Source organism: Streptomyces sp. NBC_01474 (assembly GCF_035918215.1).
Classification (GTDB): Bacteria; Actinomycetota; Actinomycetes; order Streptomycetales; family Streptomycetaceae; genus Streptomyces; species Streptomyces aureus.
The window spans coordinates 3,144,134-3,164,393 of the sequence record NZ_CP109449.1 but is presented as its reverse complement, the minus strand read 5'-3'; the positions used below and the strand labels follow the sequence as shown (position 1 = coordinate 3,164,393).

At 69.2% G+C, this 20,260-nt stretch carries 17 protein-coding genes; 13 read left to right on the top strand and 4 right to left on the bottom strand.

Annotation, left to right across the window (positions count from 1 at the left end; genetic code table 11):
- Positions 1-6: 6 nt before the first annotated feature.
- Positions 7-1,713 carry an AMP-binding protein gene (locus OG758_RS14795; protein WP_326710434.1) on the top strand — a complete coding sequence of 569 codons (1,707 nt, stop codon included), beginning with the start codon at positions 7-9 and terminating at the stop codon, positions 1,711-1,713.
- Entirely contained in the window at positions 1,710-3,356 is a 1,647-nt protein-coding gene (locus tag OG758_RS14790) for an AMP-binding protein (RefSeq protein WP_326710433.1), read from the top strand. The genes OG758_RS14795 and OG758_RS14790 overlap by 4 nt, the downstream gene beginning before the upstream one ends.
- Positions 3,357-3,462: 106 nt before the next feature.
- On the opposite strand, the gene OG758_RS14785 is transcribed toward OG758_RS14790, so the two are convergent.
- Positions 3,463-4,263 (bottom strand): hypothetical protein, encoded by an 801-nt coding sequence (locus OG758_RS14785; RefSeq protein WP_326710432.1) that lies wholly within the window; start codon positions 4,261-4,263, stop codon positions 3,463-3,465.
- Between the two features lie 310 nt (positions 4,264-4,573).
- On the opposite strand from OG758_RS14785, the gene gcl reads away from it, so the two are divergent.
- Together gcl and OG758_RS14775 are read left to right on the top strand one after the other, a co-directional pair.
- Positions 4,574-6,361, top strand: a complete 1,788-nt coding sequence (gene gcl / locus OG758_RS14780) for a glyoxylate carboligase (protein WP_326710431.1) — start codon at positions 4,574-4,576, stop codon at positions 6,359-6,361.
- A 155-nt stretch (positions 6,362-6,516) separates the two neighbouring features.
- Entirely contained in the window at positions 6,517-7,287 is a 771-nt protein-coding gene (locus tag OG758_RS14775) for a hypothetical protein (protein WP_326710430.1), read from the top strand.
- 444 nt (positions 7,288-7,731) lie between these two features.
- Here OG758_RS14775 and OG758_RS14770 read toward each other — a convergent pair whose 3' ends face one another.
- The 3 genes from OG758_RS14770 to OG758_RS14760 all read right to left on the bottom strand — a co-directional run bounded on the left by OG758_RS14770 (position 7,732) and on the right by OG758_RS14760 (position 11,205).
- Positions 7,732-9,189: a catalase gene (locus OG758_RS14770; protein WP_326710429.1), complete on the bottom strand. Its 1,458-nt coding sequence runs from the start codon at positions 9,187-9,189 to the stop codon at positions 7,732-7,734.
- A gap of 205 nt (positions 9,190-9,394) precedes the next feature.
- Entirely contained in the window at positions 9,395-10,309 is a 915-nt protein-coding gene (locus tag OG758_RS14765; RefSeq protein ID WP_326710428.1) for a 2-hydroxy-3-oxopropionate reductase, read from the bottom strand.
- A 56-nt stretch (positions 10,310-10,365) separates the two neighbouring features.
- Complete coding sequence (locus OG758_RS14760; RefSeq protein WP_326710427.1) at positions 10,366-11,205, bottom strand: TIM barrel protein; 840 nt, start codon at positions 11,203-11,205, stop codon at positions 10,366-10,368.
- Positions 11,206-11,365: 160 nt separating this feature from the next.
- Here OG758_RS14760 and OG758_RS14755 point away from each other — a divergent pair, with 160 nt between their 5' ends.
- The 9 genes from OG758_RS14755 to OG758_RS14715 all read left to right on the top strand — a co-directional run bounded on the left by OG758_RS14755 (position 11,366) and on the right by OG758_RS14715 (position 20,258).
- Positions 11,366-11,617 carry a hypothetical protein gene (locus tag OG758_RS14755; RefSeq protein WP_326710426.1) on the top strand — a complete coding sequence of 84 codons (252 nt, stop codon included), beginning with the start codon at positions 11,366-11,368 and terminating at the stop codon, positions 11,615-11,617.
- The gene (locus OG758_RS14750) at positions 11,614-11,991 is read left to right on the top strand and encodes a helix-turn-helix domain-containing protein (protein WP_326710425.1); all 378 of its coding nucleotides are present in this window, start codon (positions 11,614-11,616) and stop codon (positions 11,989-11,991) included. The genes OG758_RS14755 and OG758_RS14750 overlap by 4 nt, the downstream gene beginning before the upstream one ends.
- A gap of 156 nt (positions 11,992-12,147) precedes the next feature.
- The gene (gene uraD, locus OG758_RS14745; RefSeq protein WP_326710424.1) at positions 12,148-12,678 is read left to right on the top strand and encodes a 2-oxo-4-hydroxy-4-carboxy-5-ureidoimidazoline decarboxylase; all 531 of its coding nucleotides are present in this window, start codon (positions 12,148-12,150) and stop codon (positions 12,676-12,678) included.
- Positions 12,678-13,082 carry a hydroxyisourate hydrolase gene (gene uraH, locus OG758_RS14740; RefSeq protein WP_326710423.1) on the top strand — a complete coding sequence of 135 codons (405 nt, stop codon included), beginning with the start codon at positions 12,678-12,680 and terminating at the stop codon, positions 13,080-13,082. The genes uraD and uraH overlap by 1 nt, the downstream gene beginning before the upstream one ends.
- A 5-nt stretch (positions 13,083-13,087) precedes the next feature.
- A complete protein-coding gene (gene pucL / locus OG758_RS14735; RefSeq protein WP_326710422.1) occupies positions 13,088-14,035 on the top strand; it encodes a factor-independent urate hydroxylase in 948 nt (315 codons plus the stop codon).
- Between the two features lie 71 nt (positions 14,036-14,106).
- On the top strand, positions 14,107-15,507 hold the full coding sequence (locus tag OG758_RS14730; RefSeq protein ID WP_326710421.1) for a nucleobase:cation symporter-2 family protein: 1,401 nt from the start codon (positions 14,107-14,109) through the stop codon (positions 15,505-15,507).
- 44 nt (positions 15,508-15,551) lie between these two features.
- Positions 15,552-16,940, top strand: a complete 1,389-nt coding sequence (locus OG758_RS14725) for an 8-oxoguanine deaminase (RefSeq protein WP_326710420.1) — start codon at positions 15,552-15,554, stop codon at positions 16,938-16,940.
- Between the two features lie 345 nt (positions 16,941-17,285).
- The gene (locus tag OG758_RS14720; protein WP_326715918.1) at positions 17,286-18,662 is read left to right on the top strand and encodes a nucleobase:cation symporter-2 family protein; all 1,377 of its coding nucleotides are present in this window, start codon (positions 17,286-17,288) and stop codon (positions 18,660-18,662) included.
- A 129-nt stretch (positions 18,663-18,791) separates the two neighbouring features.
- Positions 18,792-20,258 (top strand): nucleobase:cation symporter-2 family protein, encoded by a 1,467-nt coding sequence (locus OG758_RS14715; RefSeq protein WP_326710419.1) that lies wholly within the window; start codon positions 18,792-18,794, stop codon positions 20,256-20,258.
- Positions 20,259-20,260 lie beyond the last annotated feature (2 nt).

Sequence of the window (20,260 nt, the reverse complement as noted above, 5' to 3'; positions counted from 1 at the left end):
GGACACATGACGACGGCGACCAGCGGTACGGATCCGAGCCCGACCGAGCAGTTCCGCACGGCGAGGGACTTCCTGCTGCGGAACGCGGACGACTACACCACCGCGTACGAGGGCTTCGCCTGGCCGCGCCCCGAGCGGTTCAACTGGGCCCTCGACTGGTTCGACGCCATCGCCGACGGCAACGGGAAGACGGCCCTGCACATCGTCGAGGAGGACGGCCGCGAGGGCCGCTTCACCTTCGACGAGCTGCGCCTGCGCTCGAACCGCGTCGCGAACTGGCTGCGCGGCCAGGGCGTTCGCGCGGGCGACCGGGTCCTCCTGATGCTGGGCAACCAGGTGGAACTGTGGGAGATCATGCTCGCCGCGATGAAGCTGCGGGCCGTCGTCATCCCCGCGACGCCGCTGCTCGGCCCCGCCGACCTGCGCGACCGCGTCGACCGCGGCCGGGCCCGGCACGTCATCGTGCGACCCGAGGACGTCGAGAAGTTCACCGAGGTCCCCGGCGACTTCACCCGAACCGTGGTCGGCACGAGCGGCGCGGGCGCCACGAACGGCTGGCTCTCGTACGAGGACGCCGACGACGCCTCCGAGACGTTCGAGCCCGACGGCGTCACCCTCGCGAAGGACCCGCTCCTCCTGTACTTCACCTCCGGCACGACCGCCCGGCCCAAGCTCGTCGAGCACACCCATGTGTCGTATCCCGTAGGGCACTTGGCGACCATGTTCTGGATCGGTCTGCGTCCCGGCGACGTCCATCTGAACATCTCGTCGCCCGGCTGGGCCAAGCACGCCTGGTCGAACTTCTTCGCGCCGTGGAACGCGGAGGCGACCGTCTTCCTCTACAACTACACGCGCTTCGACGCGGGCCGGCTGATGGAGGTCATGGAGCGCGCGGGCGTCACGTCCTTCTGCGCCCCGCCCACCGTGTGGCGCATGCTCATCCAGGCCGACCTGACGCAGCTCGCGACGCCGCCGCGCGCGGTCGTCGCCGCGGGGGAGCCGCTGAACCCCGAGGTCATCGAGCAGGTGCGGCGCGCCTGGGGCGTCACCATCCGAGATGGGTTCGGGCAGACGGAGACGGCCGTGCAGGTCTCCAACAGCCCTGGTCAGGAGCTGAAGTCCGGCTCGATGGGGCGCCCCAGCCCCGGCTACAAGGTGGAGCTGCTGGACCCGGTCACCGGCGAACCCGGCGTGCAGGAGGGCGAGATCAGCCTCGACCTCTCCGAGCACCCGGTCGGCCTCATGGCCGGCTATCACCAAGACCCCGAGCGCACGGCCGAGGCGATGGCGGGAGGCTACTACCGCACCGGCGACATCGGCTCGCGTGACGCCGACGGCTATCTCACGTACGTCGGCCGCTCGGACGATGTGTTCAAGGCCTCCGACTACAAGATCAGCCCGTTCGAGCTGGAGAGCGCGCTCCTGGAGCACGAGGCGGTCGCCGAGGCGGCGGTCGTGCCCGCCCCCGACGAGCTGCGGCTCGCCGTCCCCAAGGCGTACGTCGTCCTCGCCGAGGGGTTCGAACCCGGGCCCGACACGGCGAAGCTGCTGTTCGAGCACTCGCGGGACGTCCTCGCGCCGTACAAGCGCGTCCGGCGCCTGGAGTTCGCGGAGCTGCCGAAGACGGTCTCCGGCAAGATCCGGCGGATCGAGCTGCGCGAGCGCACGGCGCAGGGTTCCACGGCCGAGTACCGCGAGGAGGACTTCCGATGACACGCGCACCCCTCACGACAATCCAGCCCCCGCCCCTCTCGTACGCGCACGGGACGGACCCGGCGCCGCTCCTCGGCGACACGATCGGCCGCAACCTCGACCGGGCCGTGGCCGCCCACCCCGACCGTGACGCACTGGTCGACGTGCCGTCCGGACGGCGGTGGACCTATGCCCAATTCGGCGCGGCTGTCGACGAGTTGGCGCGCGGGCTGCTCGCCAGGGGCGTGCTCAAGGGTGACCGGGTCGGGATCTGGGCGGTCAACTGCCCCGAGTGGGTCCTCGTGCAGTACGCGACCGCGCGCATCGGTGCGGTCATGGTGAACATCAACCCTGCCTACCGCGCCCACGAGTTGGAGTTCGTGCTCAAGCAGGCGGGCGTCTCCATCCTCATCGCCTCGACCGGACACAAGGGCAGCGACTACCGGGCCCTCGTCCGGCAGGTGCGGGAGCGGTGCCCCGAGCTGCGCGAGACGGTCTTCATCGGCGACCACGGTTGGGACGCCCTGACGGCGGGCGCGGCAGCGATAACGGTGGAACAACTCGACGCCAGGCAGGCCGAGTTGAGCTGCGACGACTCGGTCAACATCCAGTACACCTCGGGCACGACCGGCTTCCCGAAGGGTGCCACGCTCTCCCACCACAACATCCTGAACAACGGCTTCTGGGTGGGCGAGACGGTCGGCTACACCGAGCAGGACCGGGTCTGTCTGCCCGTGCCCTTCTACCACTGCTTCGGCATGGTGATGGGAAACCTGGGCGCCACGTCGCACGGCGCCTGCATCGTCATCCCCGCCCCGTCCTTCGACCCCGTCGCCACGCTCCACGCGGTCGAGCGCGAACGGTGCACGTCGCTGTACGGCGTCCCGACCATGTTCATCGCCGAGCTGAACCTCGCCGACTTCGCGACGTACGACCTGTCGTCGCTGCGGACGGGCATCATGGCGGGTTCGCCGTGCCCCGCCGAGGTCATGAAGCGGGTCGTCGCCGAGATGCACATGGCGGAGGTGTCCATCTGCTACGGCATGACCGAGACGTCGCCCGTCTCCACGCAGACGCGCCGCGACGACGACCTGGAGCGCCGCACCGGCACGGTCGGCCGCGTCCTTCCGCACATCGAGGTCAAGGTCGTCGACCCGGTCAGCGGCGTGACGCTGCCGCGCGGCGAGCCGGGGGAGCTGTGCACGCGCGGCTACAGCGTGATGCTCGGCTACTGGGACGAGCCGGAGAAGACGGCCGAGGTCATCGACCCCGGACGGTGGATGCACACGGGTGACCTGGCGGTCCTGCGAGAGGACGATTACGTCCAGATCGTCGGCCGCATCAAGGACCTGATCATCAGGGGTGGTGAGAACGTCTACCCGCGCGAGATCGAGGAGTTCCTCTACGCCCACCCGAAGATCGCGGACGTCCAGGTCGTGGGCGTGCCCGACGAGCGGTACGGGGAGGAGGTCCTGGCCTGCGTCATCCTCCGCGACCCCGGGGAGGTGCTCACCCTGGAGGAACTGCGCGCGTACTGCCACGACCGGCTGGCCCACTACAAGATGCCGACCCGGCTGCGCATCCTGGACGCGTTCCCGATGACGGTGAGCGGAAAGGTCCGCAAGATCGAACTGCGGGAGGGGTACGGGGGCGACGCCGGCTGAGGCGTACGGATGTCTGCGGGGGCATCGCCCGGGCGCGGTCGGCCCGGGTGAGGCCCCCGCTCCCGTGCCGCCCCGTGCCCGTCCCTGAGACGGAACCGTGCAGGGCCTACGCCCCGGCTGCTATCAGTTCGTCCGCCGGATTGTTGACCGGCTGGGGCACGCCCGCCAGGTCGAGGACGAAGAGCGGCACATCGAGTTCGTCGGCGCGGGTGCGCGCGTCCTCGTCGTAGCCCGCGAGTGAGAAGTAGACGCAGACCGCCGACTCCGTCATGCCGGTCAGCCACAGGCATTCCACGTCCCGCAGGGTGGCGGGCCGCACCGACGGCTCGACCTGGGCGACGACGCCGCGGGCCGCGAGGCCGATGCCGGACGAGGGGCGCTGGTCGGCGTGGCGGACGTCCCGGTAGCCGAGCCAGCGCAGGTAGAGGGCGACGGCGGTCACGGCGTCGCGCGCCGTGCGGATGGCCACCGGCTGGAACGCGGGGCGCGGGACGGGGGCCGTGGGCGGCAGCGGAATGTGGGCGGGCCCCGGTCGCGTCGCACCGGCCGGATCCGGACCGTCCGCCGTGCGCGGATGCGCGGGCCCCGGCCAGGTCACGTCGCCCGGCACGGCGGAGTCCGGTGACGCGTCATGGCTCGGCGCCGGATCGCCCTCGACCGGGATCCGCAGCACCGTGCCGCACGCGCAGCCGAGCTCCGGGCGCGGCCAGCGGTCCCGGCGCCCGCAGGCCCCGCACCGCACGGTCACCCAGTCGTCGAGCCAGGTGCGGTGCGTGACCGGCTCCGCGGGCGCCCCGCGTCGCAGCGGCGCCACGACGGGCGCGCCGCACGCGCACGGATAGACCGGTGGCGCATACACCTGTTCACGCCGGCAGGCGGGGCACCGCACCGGCACGTTCTGAGCCATGACCCACTCCCGGCATCCGCCCGGGGCTCCGCACCCGGGCTCACGCGATGGCTTCCCGCCCTCAGCGCCCATCGTCCTCCAAACTCCCCGGCCGCGGCAGGCAGTCGGGCGAGATCCTTCCGGATCCGCCGACGAGAGGCCGTCCCTTGACGGTCGGGGGGCCGCCGCCTACATTGCTTCCATATAGCAGAACCTAGTTTCCGCAATGTGGAAATCAGAAGCTGAAGACAGTACGAAGACGACACGGACTCACAGCTCGCCGCGGGGCGCGACGGGAGCGCGAATCCGACAGCCGAAGCAGGAGAACTCAATGGCTCGTATGACCGCTGCCAGCGCGGCAGTTGAGATCCTCAGGCGCGAAGGCGTCACGAACGCGTTCGGCGTGCCGGGTGCCGCCATCAACCCCTTCTACAAGTCCCTCAAGGAGGTCGGCGGCATCAGCCACACGCTGGCCCGCCACGTCGAGGGCGCCTCGCACATGGCCGAGGGCTACACCCGTACGAACCCGGGCAACATCGGGGTCTGCATCGGTACGTCGGGCCCGGCCGGCACCGACATGATCACCGGTCTCTACTCGGCCATCGGTGACTCCATCCCGATCCTGTGCATCACGGGCCAGGCGCCCACCCACCTCCTGCACAAGGAGGACTTCCAGGCCGTCGACATCGCCACGATCGCCAAGCCGGTCACGAAGATGGCGGTCACCGTCCTCGAAGCGGCCCAGGTGCCCGGCGTCTTCCAGCAGGCGTTCCACCTGATGCGCTCCGGCCGTCCCGGCCCGGTCCTCATCGACCTGCCGATCGACGTCCAGCAGACCGAGATCGAATTCGACCCGGAGACGTACGAGCCGCTGCCCGTCTACAAGCCGGCCGCGACCCGCGCCCAGATCGAGAAGGCGATCTCCTTCCTCCTGGAGTCCGAGCGCCCGCTGATCGTCGCCGGCGGCGGCATCATCAACGCGGACGCCTCCGACCTCCTGGTCGAGTTCGCCGAGATCACCGACACGCCGGTCGTCCCGACCCTCATGGGCTGGGGCACCATCCCGGACGACCACGACCTGAACGCGGGCATGGTCGGCCAGCAGACCGGCCACCGCTACGGCAACGCCACGTTCCTGGAGTCGGACTTTGTCCTCGGCATCGGCAACCGCTGGGCCAACCGTCACACCGGCTACAAGCTGGACGTGTACCGCGAGGGCCGCAAGTTCGTCCACGTCGACATCGAGCCGACCCAGATCGGCAAGATCTTCGCCCCTGACTACGGGATCGCCTCCGACGCCAAGGCCGCGCTCGAACTGTTCGTCGAGGTCGCGCGCGAGCTCAAGGCCGCGGGCAAGCTCCCCGACCGCTCCGCGTGGGTCGCCTCCCACCTGGAGCGCAAGGGCACGCTGCACCGCCGCACGCACTTCGACAACGTGCCGATGAAGCCCCAGCGCGTCTACGAGGAGATGAACAAGGCGTTCGGGCCCGACACCCGCTACGTCACCACCATCGGCCTCTCCCAGATCGCCGGCGCGCAGATGCTGCACGTCTACAAGCCGCGCCACTGGATCAACTGCGGCCAGGCCGGCCCGCTCGGCTGGACCATCCCGGCCGCCCTCGGTGTCGCCACCGCCGACCCGGACACCCAGGTCGTCGCGCTCTCCGGCGACTACGACTTCCAGTTCATGATCGAGGAGCTGGCGGTCGGTGCGCAGCACCGCATCCCGTACGTCCACGTCCTGGTCAACAACGCCTACCTGGGCCTGATCCGCCAGGCGCAGATCGGTCTCGACATCAACTTCCAGGTCAACCTGGAGTTCGAGAACCAGAACAGCCCCGAGCTCGGCGTCTACGGCGTCGACCACGTCAAGGTCGCCGAGGGCCTCGGCTGCAAGGCGATCCGCGTCACCGAGCCCGACCAGCTCCTGCCGGCCTTCGAGGAGGCCAAGAAGCTCGCCGCGCAGTACCGCGTGCCGGTCGTCGTCGAGGCGATCCTGGAGCGCATCACGAACATCTCGATGAGCCCGACGGCCGACATCAGCGCCGTCAAGGAGTTCGAGGAGCTCGCCACCGAGCCCGGCCACGCGCCGACCGCGATCCGGCCGCTGAAGGCCTGATCAGGCGCCTGCCGGTCCGACCGGGGGCGGTCCACCCGATGGGGAGTGGGCCGCCCTTTCGGCATGTCACCGGAACCTGCGTATGACACCGTGCCGACACCCGGCCGCTGCCCGGTGTCGACCGGCCGGCCGTCCTGGAAGGCGACGATCCGGTCATGGAACGACGTAGATTCGCCGCGGGCATCGCGGCAGCGGCCGCCGCCCCCGCCCTGCTCGGCGCGGCCCCCGCTCCCTCGCACGGCGACGACCGGCTGAGGAAGGCCATGCGGGCCGCGCTCGGCGACGAACTCGACGACCGGGCCACCGCCCGCGCCGTCGAGCCCCACATCCACGACATCGGCTTCGACTGGCACCCGCCGACGGCGCCCCTGGGCCGGATCGACTTCCTCGTCGCGTACGGCTTCGGGAACCGGCCGCCGGCCGGGGGCGGCGACCCCACGAAGGTCATGTACGAGCCGGGCCCGGTCAACGAGGAGCTGGCGGACACCGTCGCCCGTGTGCGCGCCCACAGGGACGTGCCCGTGTACGCGCAGTGGGAGATCGCGCGCTTCCTGAAGTCCAAGTACCGCATGACCGATGTGACATCGATCGAGCCGGTCGTCGCGCCGGACGGCACCCTCACGTACCTGAGCACGGACGGGGTCGCCGCCCAGGTCGTGGAGGCCCGCAAGAAGCTGCCGGAGGGCATCGGCACGGCGGGCGTCATCGGCTTCCGCGACCACGTCAAGCGCTGCGTGCACACCACGAACGACCGCGGCATGAAGGCGTACGCGCCCGCCGGCTTCGAGATGCCGGGCACGTACGACCCCGAGTCGGGCCAGGCCTGGACACGGCGGCGCGACCTCTATCTGGTGCACGACATGACGGCGCAGTGGACGGTGCTGCGCGAGAAGCTGATCGCGCGGGCGAGCAGCGGCAACTCCTGAGCGCTGTCGGCTGAGCGACGCAGGGACAACGCAAGAACGCCGAGTACGGGACCGTCCGTACTCGGCGTTCTGTGCTTCCCCCGAAGCGAGCCTCCCTGAAGGGAGCATTCCCTGAAGGGAGCTGTCCCCGAAGGGAGTTGGTGCCGCCCGAAGGCACGCGACTGGCGAAACATGCATGCGTGCCGCCGGGCGGATTCCGTGGTGTGGCCGGTACCGCGGCGGCCTGGGATGAACCCCGGCGGCTGCCTTTCCCTCAGGTCGAGAAGGAGCCGCCAGGATCTTGACCACCGCACTGGCTCGCAGAGCCGCCGCGGACCGTGCCTGTCCGCCTGGGGCGGACCGCCCGCACCGCCGTGTGACCACCCCTCATCCGGGTCTGCACAGTGGCGCGGGCTTCGCGACCGGGGCCTGACCTCCCGTCAGACCCCGGACGCGGCTCGGGTGCTAGTCCTCGCGCAGGGCGCGGACCGCTTCCTCCACGCGCTTGCCGTACTCGGCGTCGGCGGCGTGGAAGTGAGCCAGGTTCTTCTCGATCACGTCGTCGCGCGAGACCTGCGAGAGGCCGCCGGCGATGTTGGCGATCAGACGGGACTTCTCGTCCTCCGACATCAGGCGGAACAGCTCGCCCGCCTGGAAGAAGTCGTCGTCCTTGGTGTGGGTGGGCGCCTCGTGCGTGCCGGTGTAGCCGGCGACGGCGAGCGGGGCCGACAGCGGGCGGCCGGTCTCGGCGGGCCCGTCGTACGAGTTGGGCTCGTAGTTCTTGCGGTCGCGGCCGTACGCGTTCGACGCCATCAGGCCGTCGCGGCCGTAGTTGTCGGCGTTGGCCGCCTTCGGCGCGTTCACCGCGAGCTGCGTGTGGTTGACGCCCAGGCGGTAACGGTGCGCGTCCGCGTAGGCGAACAGGCGGCCCTGGAGCATCTTGTCCGGGGAGGGACCGATGCCGGGCACGAAGTTGTTCGGGGAGAACGCGGCCTGCTCGACCTCGGCGAAGACGTTGTCCGGGTTGCGGTCGAGGACCAGGCGGCCCACGCGCTGCAGCGGGTAGTCCTTGTGCGGCCACACCTTCGTGAGGTCGAAGGGGTTGAAGCGGTAGTCGTCCGCCTCGGCGACCGGCATGAGCTGCACGTACAGGGTCCAGGACGGGTTGACGCCGCGCTCGATGGCCTGGAGCAGGTCCGTCTGGTGCGAGTTGGGGTCCTTGCCCGCGATCTCGGCGGCCTGCTCGCCGGACAGTGAACGGATGCCCTGGTTCGTCTTGAAGTGGTACTTGACGAAGAAGGCCTCGCCCTCGGCGTTCGTCCACTGGTAGGTGTGCGAGCCGTAGCCGTTCATGTGGCGGTACGAGGCCGGGATGCCGCGGTCGCCCATCAGCCAGGTGATCTGGTGCGTGGCCTCGGGGGCGTGCGCCCAGAAGTCCCAGACGTTGTCCGCCTCCTGCTTGCCCGTGAAGGGGTCGCGCTTCTGGGAGTGGATGAAGTCGGGGAACTTGATGGGGTCCTTGATGAAGAACACCGGGGTGTTGTTGCCGACGAGGTCGTAGTTGCCCTCTTCGGTGTAGAACTTCAGCGCGAAGCCGCGCGGGTCGCGGACCGCGTCCGCGCCGCCGAGGTTGTCCGCGACGGTGGAGAAGCGGATGAACGTCTCGGTCCGCTTGCCGACCGTGCTGAGGAAGTCGGCGTGGGTGAAGCCGGTGACGTCGTCCGTCACCTCGAAGTAGCCGTACGCGCCGGAACCGCGCGCGTGGACGACACGCTCCGGGATGCGCTCGCGGTTGAAGCGAGCGAGCTTCTCGAGGAGGTGCTGGTCCTGGAGGAGAAGCGGGCCACCGACGCCGGCGGTGGCGGAATTCTGGTTGTCGGCGACAGGAGCGCCGGACTCGGTCGTGAGCACACGCTTCGACATGGTGGCGAGGGTGACCTTCCGTACGGAACTGCTGGGACTGCTGACGGTGAACCGGAGCGTAAGAGGCTCTGAACAGCTACGTCAACAGTTTGTTGAAGTCATGGTCAACAGTTTGTTGAAGTGAAAGGCATGGTTCCGGGCCGTGGCGACGCCTGGGCGCGACAGGACAGGTGTCAGCGCCGCCACGGCCCGGAAGTCCGGGGGGTCAGACCTGCTGACCGGAGAGGCGCTCGACGCCGCGCAGCAGCGCGGAGTGGTCGAGGCCGCCGTCGCCCTGGGCGCGCAGGGAGGCGACGAGCTGGGCGACCACACCGCCGACGGGCAGGGCGGCGCCCACGTTGCGGGCGGCGTCGGTGACGATGCCCATGTCCTTGTGGTGCAGGTCGATCCGGAAGCCGGGCTTGAAGTCCCGGTTCAGGAAGTTGTCCTTCTTGCGGGTCAGGACGGTCGAGCCGGCCAGGCCGCCGTTGAGAACGTCGAGCGCGGCCGTCAGGTCCACGCCGGACTTCTCCAGGAAGACCACGGCCTCGGCGCACGCCTGGATGTTCACGGCGACGATCAGCTGGTTGGCGGCCTTCACGGTCTGGCCCGAGCCGTGCGGACCGCACAGCACGATGGTCTTGCCGAGAGCGTCGAGGAGCGGCTTGGCCTCGTCGAAGTCGGCCTGCTCACCGCCGACCATGATCGACAGAACGGCCTCGATCGCGCCGGCCTCGCCACCGGAGACCGGGGCGTCGATGACGCGGATGCCCTTGTCCTTGGCGGCCTTCGCGAGGTCCACCGAGGTCTGCGGCGTGATCGACGACATGTCGATGATCAGCGCGCCGGCCTTCGCGTTCTCGAGGATGCCGTTCTCGCCGTACGCGATGGCCTCGACCTGCGGAGAGGCGGGCACCATCGTGACGATCACGTCGGCGTCCTTGACGGCCTCGGCGATCGAGCCGGCCGCGGTGCCGCCGGCGGCCGCGAGCCGCTCCAGCTTGTCCTTCTCGAGCGTGAAGCCGGTCACCGAGTAACCAGCCTTGATCAGGTTCTCGGACATGGGGGAGCCCATGATGCCGAGTCCGATCCACGCGATCGCCGGGCGGGCCGGCTGGGAAGAAGCGGCGAGGTTGCTCATGAGGGTGCCTCTCTAACTGCGGTCGTACGTAAGTGAGTTGGCGCGCGTCAAGGCGCTCAGCGCGCGGCGCGGGCCGCGGCGGGCAGCCAGTCGAAGGCCTCGGCGCTCGGCTTGTCGCCGGGCTTGTACTCCAGGCCGACGTAGCCCTCGTAGCCTGTCTTCGCCAGCTGGTCGAGCAGTTCCTCGAGCGGCAGCGAACCAGTGCCGGGGGCGCCGCGGCCCGGGTTGTCGGCGATCTGCACGTGGCCGGTCTTCGCGGTGTACTGCTCGATCACCGCGGGCAGGTCCTCGCCGTTCATGGACAGGTGGTACAGGTCCATGAGGAACTTGGCGTTGCCGAGGCCCGTGGCCGCGTTCACCTTGTCCACGATCTCGATCGCCTTGGGGGCGCTCACGATCGGGCACAGCGGCGATTCGGGCTTGTTGAGCGCCTCGATCAGGAGGATCGCGCCGACGCGGTCGGCGGCGCGGGCCGCGAGCGCCAGGTTCTCCAGGGCGAGCTCGTCCTGCACGGCCGGGTCCACGCCGTCGACGCGGTTGCCGTACAGCGCGTTGAGGGCCTTGCAGCCGAGGGACTGTGCGAAGTCCGCCGCGATGTCGATGTTCGCGCGGAACTTGTCGCTCTCCGCGCCGGGGACCGACAGGGCGCCGCGGTCGGGGCCCGGCAGCTGTCCGGCGTAGAAGTTGAGCCCGGTGAGCTGTACGCCCGCGTCCTCGATCGCCTTCTTGAGGGCGTCGAGCTCGGACTGCTCGGGGGTGGGGGCGTCGACCCAGGGCCACCACAGCTCGACCGCGGTGAAGCCCGCCGCGGCGGCGGCCGCGGGGCGCTCCAGGAGCGGGAGTTCCGTGAAGAGGATCGACAGGTTGACGTTGAAGCGCTGGTCTGCGAATCCCATGGGGGTCGGCGCTCCCTTCCGTATCGAGATCCGTACGGCACTCGATGTCGAGTTCCGTATAGCGGAAGTTCGTTTCTGCTTGATGGAAGACTGCCGGGGATGCTTCGCTCTTGTCAAGAGGGGCTGCCGGAAAAACAGCTCGCGGCAGTAGGTTGACCCCGTGCGATTGAGAGTGGAGTTCACGACCGAGCCCTTCGACCTCGACGAGGCGCCGCCCCACGCGGTCGTCGCCCGTGACGTCATCCAGAAGGCCGAACTGGACGCGGTGGATGTCGGACCCTTCGGCAACACCGCCGAAGGGGAGGCGGGCGCCGTGCTCGGCGCGGTGGACGCGCTGCTGCGCCAGGCCCTGGCGGCCGGCGCCACCCGCGTCTCGCTCCAGGTCAATGTGATGGGGGAGGGCGATAAGTGACCGCTACAGGAGACGTCCCCTTCGTCAGCGCGGTGAAGCCGCTGGTGGACGCCATGGGGGGCGAGATGCTGCCGCCGCAGGAGGCGGGCAAGGACGATGTCGTCCTGCACTGGGAGGGCCGCGAGGTCATCGCCGTACGGCTTCCCCAGCTGGCCGACTCCCTGGATCACATCCTGGTGGCCATGGAGCGCGGACAGGGCATGCCCCTGTCGGCCCTCGACCGCAAGGCCAAGCAGGAGGTCGTACGGGTCCTGGAGGCACGAGGTGCCTTCTCCGTGCGGCATGGAGTGGAGACCGTGGCCGGGGCGCTCGGGGTGTCCAGGTTCACCGTCTACAACTACCTGAACAGGGAAAACGCGGCCAAGGGGGAGTAGGTCGCCCTCTAGCATGCCAAGGTGTCGAACCAGCCGCCGTCCGGATACCGGGCGGCGGCTTTTGTCACTCCGAGTTTTCAACAAAGTGTTGACGTGGTGTTTCGGAGGGCGTTAGCTATCCGCAGCCCGTCCAGCACAAGGCCACGGAGGCTTCCCGTGACTTCACGTCCGATGCCGGGGCTTTCCCGGTTCAACACGCTTCAGGAGAACGCGGCCTCCGCCGCGCTCCACGAGGTGTGTGCCAGCTCGGCGTGGGGGAGCAAGCTCCTCGCCCAGCGCCCCTTCAAAACCGCGGAGGAACTCTTCGCCGCGAGCGACGCCGCCATGGCCGAGCTCGGCGCGGAGGATCTCGCCGAGGCGATGGCGGGGCACCCCCCGATCGGCCGCCCGAAGCCGGGCGATCCGACCTCGTCCCGCGAGCAGCGGGGCATGGCCGGCGCCTCCGAGGAGCTCAAGGCCGAGATGCTCGAACTGAACCTGGCGTACCAGGAACGGTTCGGTCATGTCTTCCTGATCTGCGCCACCGGGGCGACCGGCGAGCAGATGCGCGACGCGATGAAGGCCAGGATCGGGAACGACACCCGGACGGAGCGCGAGATCGTGCGCACCGAACTGGGGAAGATCAACCGTATCCGCCTGACCCGACTCGCCGAAGAAGACGTAGAAGTGGAAGAGGACAAGGACTGATGAGCACCGCGACCACCGCGTCGGTGTCGACGCACATTCTCGACACCAGCATCGGACGCCCCGCCGAGGGCGTCGCCATCTCGCTCGCCGCCCGCTCGGGCAGCGACGCCGAGTGGGTGGCGCTCGGCGGCTCCGCGACCGACGCGGACGGGCGCTGCAAGGACCTGCCGGCGCTGCCGGAGGGCACCACCCACGTACGCCTCGACTTCGCCGTCGAGACGTACTTCACGCATCAGATCAGCACAGTGAAGCAAGCCGAGGCGCAGCAGGACGCCCCCCGCGTAAGGGACAGCGGTGCGTTCTTCCCGGAGGTGGCGATCACGTTCGCCGTCAAGCCGGGCGAGCACTATCACGTACCGCTGCTGCTCAACCCGTTCGGCTACTCCGTTTACCGAGGGAGCTAGCAGACATGCCCACGATTCTCGGCCAGAACCAGTACGGCAAAGCAGAGAACCGCGTCGTCAAGATCACGCGGGACGGCGACACCCACCACATCAAGGACCTGAACGTCTCCGTCGCCCTCTCCGGCGACCTCGACGACGTCCACTACAACGGCTCGAACGCCAACTGCCTTCCGACGGACACGACGAAGAACACCTGCTTCGCGTTCGCCAAGGAATACGGCATCGAGTCGGCCGAGCAGTACGGCATCCACCTCGCCCGGCACTTCGTGGACAGCCAGCCGTCCATCCACCGTGCGCGCATCCGCATCGAGGAGTACTCCTGGGAGCGCATCGCCGGCTCCGACGGCAACTCCAAGTTCATCGGCGCCGACGAGGTCAAGCACTCCTTCGTCCGTAAGGGCCAGGAGACCCGCCTCGCGCAGATCACGTACTCCGCCGAAGGTGACGGGGGGGCGAAGTTCGAAGTCCTGTCCGGGCTCAAGGACCTGACCGTGATGAACTCCACGAACTCCGAGTTCTGGGGCTACATCAAGGACAAGTACACGACGCTCCAGGAGGACTACGACCGCATCCTCGCCACGTCCCTGTCGACGTGGTGGCGGCACAACTGGACCTCCGACGAGCAGCGCATGCCGCAGTGGGAGAAGTCCTACGAGCAGTCCAAGAAGCACATCCTCCAGGCGTTCGTGGAGACGTACTCGCTCTCGCTCCAGCAGACGCTGTACCAAATGGGTTCGCGGGTCATCAACAACCGCAGCGAGATCGACGAGATCCGCTTCTCCGCGCCCAACAAGCACCACTTCCGGCAGGACCTCTCCGCCTTCGGTCTGGAGAACGACGCCAAGGACGGAGCCGTGTACTACGCGGCCGACCGTCCCTACGGCCTGATCGAGGCCACCATCCTGCGCGACGGCTGCGAGCCGCACATCCCGGTCGACATGACCAACCTCTGACGCGGGGCGCGCACCCCCCGCCCGCCCGCAGTCGGGCAGGGGGTGCGCCACACCGGAGGGAACAGCTAGCTATGGCAACGCCTGCAAAGGGGCCGGCAGAAGGCCCTTGTTCCACCCCACCGGCCGGACCAGAGGTCCACCCGGTGGACGAAAAGCTCCACCCCTCGCGGCTCGTCCCCGCGGCACTCCAGCACATCGCCGCGATGTACGCGGGCGTGGTCACGCCCCCGCTCATCATCGGTCAGGCCGTCCGCCTCGACACGGCGGGCCAGACCCGGCTCATCGCCGCCAGCCTGCTCATCGCGGGCGTGGCCACCCTCCTGCAGACCCTCGGAGTCAAGGGACTCGTCGGCAACCGGCTGCCCTTCGTCAACGCCGCCTCCTCGGCCGGCATCGCGCCGATGCTCGCCATCGCCGAGACGAACGCCCGGGGTGACCAACTCCCCGCCATCTACGGTGCGGTGATGGTCGCCGGCGTCTTCTGTCTCGCGATCGGCCCGTTCTTCGGCAGGCTCCTGCGCTTCTTCCCGCCACTCGTCACAGGCGTCGTCATCACCCTCATAGGGGTGACCCTGATGCCGGTCCCGGTCGCCTGGGCGCAGGGCGGCGACAGGACCGCCGCCGACTTCGGCGACATGAAGTACCTGGGACTCGCCGCCTTCACACTCGTCGTCATCCTGATGATCCAGCGCTTCGGACGCGGCTTCGTCAAGCAAGTCGCCCTGCTTCTGGGCCTGTTGATCGGCACGCTGGCCGCGATCCCGTTCGGCATGGCTGACTTCGGCGCCCTCAGATCGGCCCCGGTCGCCGCGCTGCCCACGCCGTTCGCGTTCGGCACGCCCGAGTTCCAGCCCGCCGCGATCATCTCGCTCTGCCTGGTGATGCTCGTCCTGATGACGGAGTCCAGCGCCGGGATGCTCGCCATCGGCGAGATCTGCGACCGCGAGACCAGCGGCAGGACCATCACCCGCGGTCTGCGCACCGACGGCCTCGCCACGCTCCTCGGCCCCGTCTTCGGCGGCTTTCCCACCTCGGCCTTCGCCCAGAACGTCGGTGTCGTCTCGCTGACGAAGGTGCGCAGCCGCTACGTGGTCGCCGCCGCGGGAGGCGCGCTCCTGGTCCTCGGTGTCTTCCCTGTACTCGGCGCGGTGGTCTCCACGGTGCCGATGCCGGTCCTCGGCGGCGCGGGCATCGTCCTCTTCGGCTCCATCGCCGTCAGCGGCATCCGCACGCTGTCGGAGGCCGGCCTCGACGACAGCTCGAACATCATCCTGGTCGCCGTCTCGCTCGGCGCGGGCATCATCCCGCTCGCCGCGCCCACCTTCTACGCCGAATTCCCGGCCTGGGCGCAGACCGTGCTCGGCTCCGGCATCAGCGCGGGCGCCCTGGTGGCCGTATCGCTGAACCTGTTCTTTCACCATCTCGGCACCCGCGGCCGCGCCACCGCCGCCGCGGCACTCAAATCCTCCTAGGGTCCTGCCGTGCCCAATCGCCACTCATCCATGAAGGAAGCACCATGGCACCTTCGGCAGCCCTTTCCCGCATCGTCATCGAGAACGCGGCCATCGCGACGGTCGACGCCAACGACACCGAGTACGCCTCGGGGTACGTGGTCGTCGCCGACAACAAGATCGAATCCATCGGCGCCGGTCAGGCCCCGGCGGGCCTGGAGAACGTCGTGCGCCGCGTCGACGGCACCGGCCACCTCGTCACGCCCGGTCTGATCAACACGCACCACCACTTCTACCAGTGGATCACCCGGGGCCTGGCCACGGACCACAATCTGTTCAACTGGCTGGTCGCGCTGTACCCGACGTGGGCGCGCATCGACGAGCAGATGGCCCGCGTCGCCGCGCAGGGTTCCCTCGCGATGATGGCCCGCGGCGGTGTGACCACCGCGATGGACCACCACTACGTGTACCCGAAGGGCTCCGGCGACCTGTCCGGCGCCATCATCGGCGCCGCCTCCGACATGGGGGTCCGCTTCACGCTCGCCCGCGGCTCCATGGACCGCTCCGAGAAGGACGGCGGCCTGCCGCCGGACTTCGCGGTCGAGACTCTCGAGGGCGCGCTCGCGGCCACCGAGGAGACCGTCGACAAGCACCACGACGCCTCCTTCGGCGCGATGACCCAGGTGGCCGTCGCCCCCTGTTCGCCGTTCTCCGTGTCCACCGAACTCATGAAGCAGGGCGCCGAGCTGGCGCGCCGCCTCGGGGTACGGCTGCACACCCACGGCAGCGAGACGGTCGAGGAGGAGAAGTTCTGCCACGAGCTCTTCGGCCTGGGCCCGACCGACTACTTCGAGTCGACGGGATGGCTCGGTGAGGACGTGTGGATGGCGCACTGCGTCCACATGAACGACTCGGACATCGCCGCCTTCGCCCGTACGGGCACGGGTGTCGCGCACTGCCCGTCGTCCAACGCCCGTCTGGCGGCCGGCATCGCCCGCGTCCCGGACATGCTCAAGGCCGGCGTCCCCGTCGGTCTCGGCGTCGACGGCACCGCGTCCAACGAGTCGGGCGAGCTGCACACCGAGCTGCGCAACGCGCTCCTCATCAACCGGCTCGGTGCCCACCGCGAGGCCGCCCTGAACGCCCGTCAGGCGCTCCGGCTCGGCACCGCCGGAGGCGCCCGGGTCCTGGGCCGCGCCGCCGAGATCGGCTCCCTGGAGGCGGGCAAGCTGGCCGACCTGGTCCTGTGGAAGATCGACGGCATCGGGCACTCCTCGATCGCCGATCCGGTCACCGCCATCGTCTTCGGCGCGGCGGCCCCGGTCACCCTCTCCCTCGTCAACGGAAAGCCGGTCGTCGAAGACGGACGCCTGCTGCACGCCGACGAGGACGCCATCGCCCGCGATGCGCGTCAGGAGGCACAGCGCCTCGCGCGGATCACCGCCGAGGCCTGACAACCCTAGAACTCCGGTCGGGGGGGACGGCCCCCGACCGGACTTGAGCTGCCGAGCGGGCTGCTCAAGTGCCGCCCCGGATCGTGGCCCGACACTTCACGATCCCGGGGCGGTCAGCACTACCTGGGCGCAGTACCCACAACCGAATAACGGCAAGTCCTTGCACGTCGTACCACCTCCCAGAAGCGAGTGCCGCCCAGGCACTGGAAAACAACCGGAGGAGCCGCTGTGGCCATCAAGCCCAGGTTCACCAAGCAAGGCACCACCCCCGACGAGATATCCGAGGGGCATACCGAACATCCGGCGGGCAAGCACCCGGTGGACGAGAAGCTGCCGCCGCTGAAGATGGCGACGACCGGCCTCCAGCACGTCGCCGCCATGTACGCGGGCGTCGTCGCGCCGCCCCTCATCGTGGGCGCCGCCGTGGGCCTGTCGCCCAAGGAACTCACGTTCCTGACCGGCGCCTGCCTCTTCACCGCGGGGCTCGCCACCTTCCTCCAGACCCTCGGCTTCTGGAAGATCGGCGCCCGTCTGCCGTTCGTCAACGGCGTCACCTTCGCCGGCGTCGCGCCCATGATCGCGGTCGTCAACTCGACGGACGACAAGAAGGACGCGCTGCCCATCATCTTCGGGGCGGTGATCGTCGCCGGCGTCCTCGGTTTCATCGCCGCCCCCTTCTTCAGCAAGCTGGTGCGGTTCTTCCCGCCGGTCGTGACCGGCACGGTCATCACCCTCATCGGCGTCTCTCTGATGCCCGTGGCGTTCGGCTGGGCCCAGGGGCCCAACCCCGGGGCGAAGGACTACGGTTCGACGACCTACCTCACGCTGGCCGGCATCACCCTGGTCATCGTCCTGCTGCTACGCAGGTTCACCACGGGCTTCGTGAAGCAGATCGCCGTACTCCTCGGCATGGTCATCGGCACCCTCGTCGCCATCCCCTTCGGCGTCACGGACTTCAGCCCGATCGGCGACGCGGACGTCATCGGCTTCCCGACGCCGTTCCACTTCGGCGCCCCGCAGTTCGCCGCCGCGGCGATCGTCTCCCTGTGCGTCGTGATGGTCGTCTCGATGACCGAGTCCACGGCCGACATGCTGGCGCTCGGCGAGATCGTGGAGCGTCCCGCCGACGAGAAGACCATCGCGGCCGGTCTGCGGGCCGACACGCTCGGCTCGGCGCTCAGCCCCTTGTTCAACGGCTTCATGTGCAGCGCGTTCGCCCAGAACATCGGCCTCGTCGCGATGACGAAGATCCGCAGCCGGTACGTCGTCGCCACGGGCGGCGGCTTCCTGGTCCTGATGGGCCTGTGCCCGATGGCCGCCTCGCTGATCGCGGTCGTGCCCCGGCCCGTCCTCGGCGGCGCGGGTGTCGTGCTCTTCGGCTCGGTCGCGGCGAGCGGCATCCAGACCCTCGTCAAGGCGAACCTGGAGCGGGACAACAACGTTCTGATCGTGGCCGTTTCGCTGGCCGTCGGGCTCATCCCGATCGCGGCGCCGGAGTTCTACCACGCGTTCCCGGAGACCGCGAAGATCATCCTGGATTCGGGTATCTCCACGGGCTGTGTGGCCGCGGTGATCCTCAACCTGCTGTTCAACCACATCGGCCGCAGTGAGGACGCGGACGACGTGACGGCCCCGATGGAACCGGGCGGTGAGATCCGTCAGACGCGCGCGGTCGCCGGGTCCTCCACCTCGGCAGGGTCTTCCGCGGCAGGGGTGCACTGACGTAACGTGCGTGACGCCGCCGACCGTATGGCGGAAGTTACTTTCCAGTTAACCCGGATTACCGGTCCCGCGTGAGCCGCAGCGCGACGGGACCGGCCCCGGCGTCACAGCACGGAAGAAGCGCCACCCATGAATGACACCCCTGACGTGCAGGCCGTGCGGGACGGGCGCGAAGTGCCCGGCGAGCGCCACGACTCCGGCGTCTTCGACGCGCACGCCAAGTCCGATGTGTCCGACGCGGTCGCCGTGTCCGACGTGCATCCGGTGGACGAGATCCTGCCGCCCGGCCGGATGCTGGTCGCGAGCTTCCAGCACGTCGCCTCCATGTACGCGGGCGCGGTCTCCGTGCCGATCGTCATCGCGGTCGCCTCGAAGATGTCGGCGGGGGACACCGCCTTGCTCATGGCCGGCAGTCTCCTGATGGCGGGCCTCGCGACGCTTCTCCAGACGCTCGGCATCGGGAACTTCATCGGCTCGCGCCTCCCGTTCGTCAACGGTGTCTCGTTCGCCGGTGTGGGTGTCATGCTGACGATCCTCGCCACCGAGGGCGGCGTACAGGCCGGCATGCCGGTCGTCTTCGGCGCGATCCTGGTGTCCAGCCTCTTCGGCTTCCTGGTCTCCACGTACTTCTCGCGCCTGGTGAAGTTCTTCCCGCCGGTCGTCACCGGCTCGGTGATCACCCTCATCGGCGTCTCGCTGTTCCCCGTCGCCTACGGCTGGATCGTCGACCCGACCGCCCACTCCCACCGCAACGACCCGAAGAACATCGCCCTGACGGCGGCGACCGTCCTGGTCATGCTGCTCCTGCAGAAGTTCACGGCCGGCTTTCTCAAGCAGATCGCCATGCTCATCGCGCTGGTCTTCGGCACGCTCCTCGCGATCCCGATGGGCCTCGCCGACTTCTCGGCCCTCAAGGAAGCGGACGCCTTCGGCCTGCCGAGCCTGCTGCACTGGGGCGCGCCGTCCTTCTCCCTCGCGCCGATCCTCTCCATGTGCGTCGTGATGCTGGTGATCCTCACCGAGTCGACCGCCGACATGATCGCGCTCGGCAAGATCGTGGACCGGCCGGTCGACGACAAGACGATCGCCCGCGGCCTGCGCGCCGACGCGCTCGGCTCGGCCGTCAGCCCCTTCTTCAACGGGTTCCACAACTCGGCGTTCGCGCAGAACATCGGCCTGGTCGTGATCTCCGGCGTCCGCAGCCGCTTCGTCGTCGCCCTGTCCGGCGCGATCCTCGTCCTCATCGGCCTGAGCCCCGCCGCGGGCGCGCTGATCGCGGTGGTCCCGATGCCGGTCCTCGCCGCCGTCTCCCTCTTCCTGTTCGGCTCGATCGCCCTCTCGGGCATCCAGATGCTGCTCCGCGCCGACCTGCAGCGCGGCGACAACACCCTGATCGCCGTCGTCACCATCGGCGTCGGCCTCATCCCGGCGGTGAACGGCTCCTTCTACGCGTCCTTCCCCGACTGGGCGCAGATCGTCCTCGGCTCGGGCATCTCGACGGGCTGCATCCTGGCGGTCAGCCTCAATCTTCTCTTCAACCACCTGGGCAGGAAGGCGAGTTCGGCCACGGCGCCCGAACCGGCCCTCCCGCACTGACC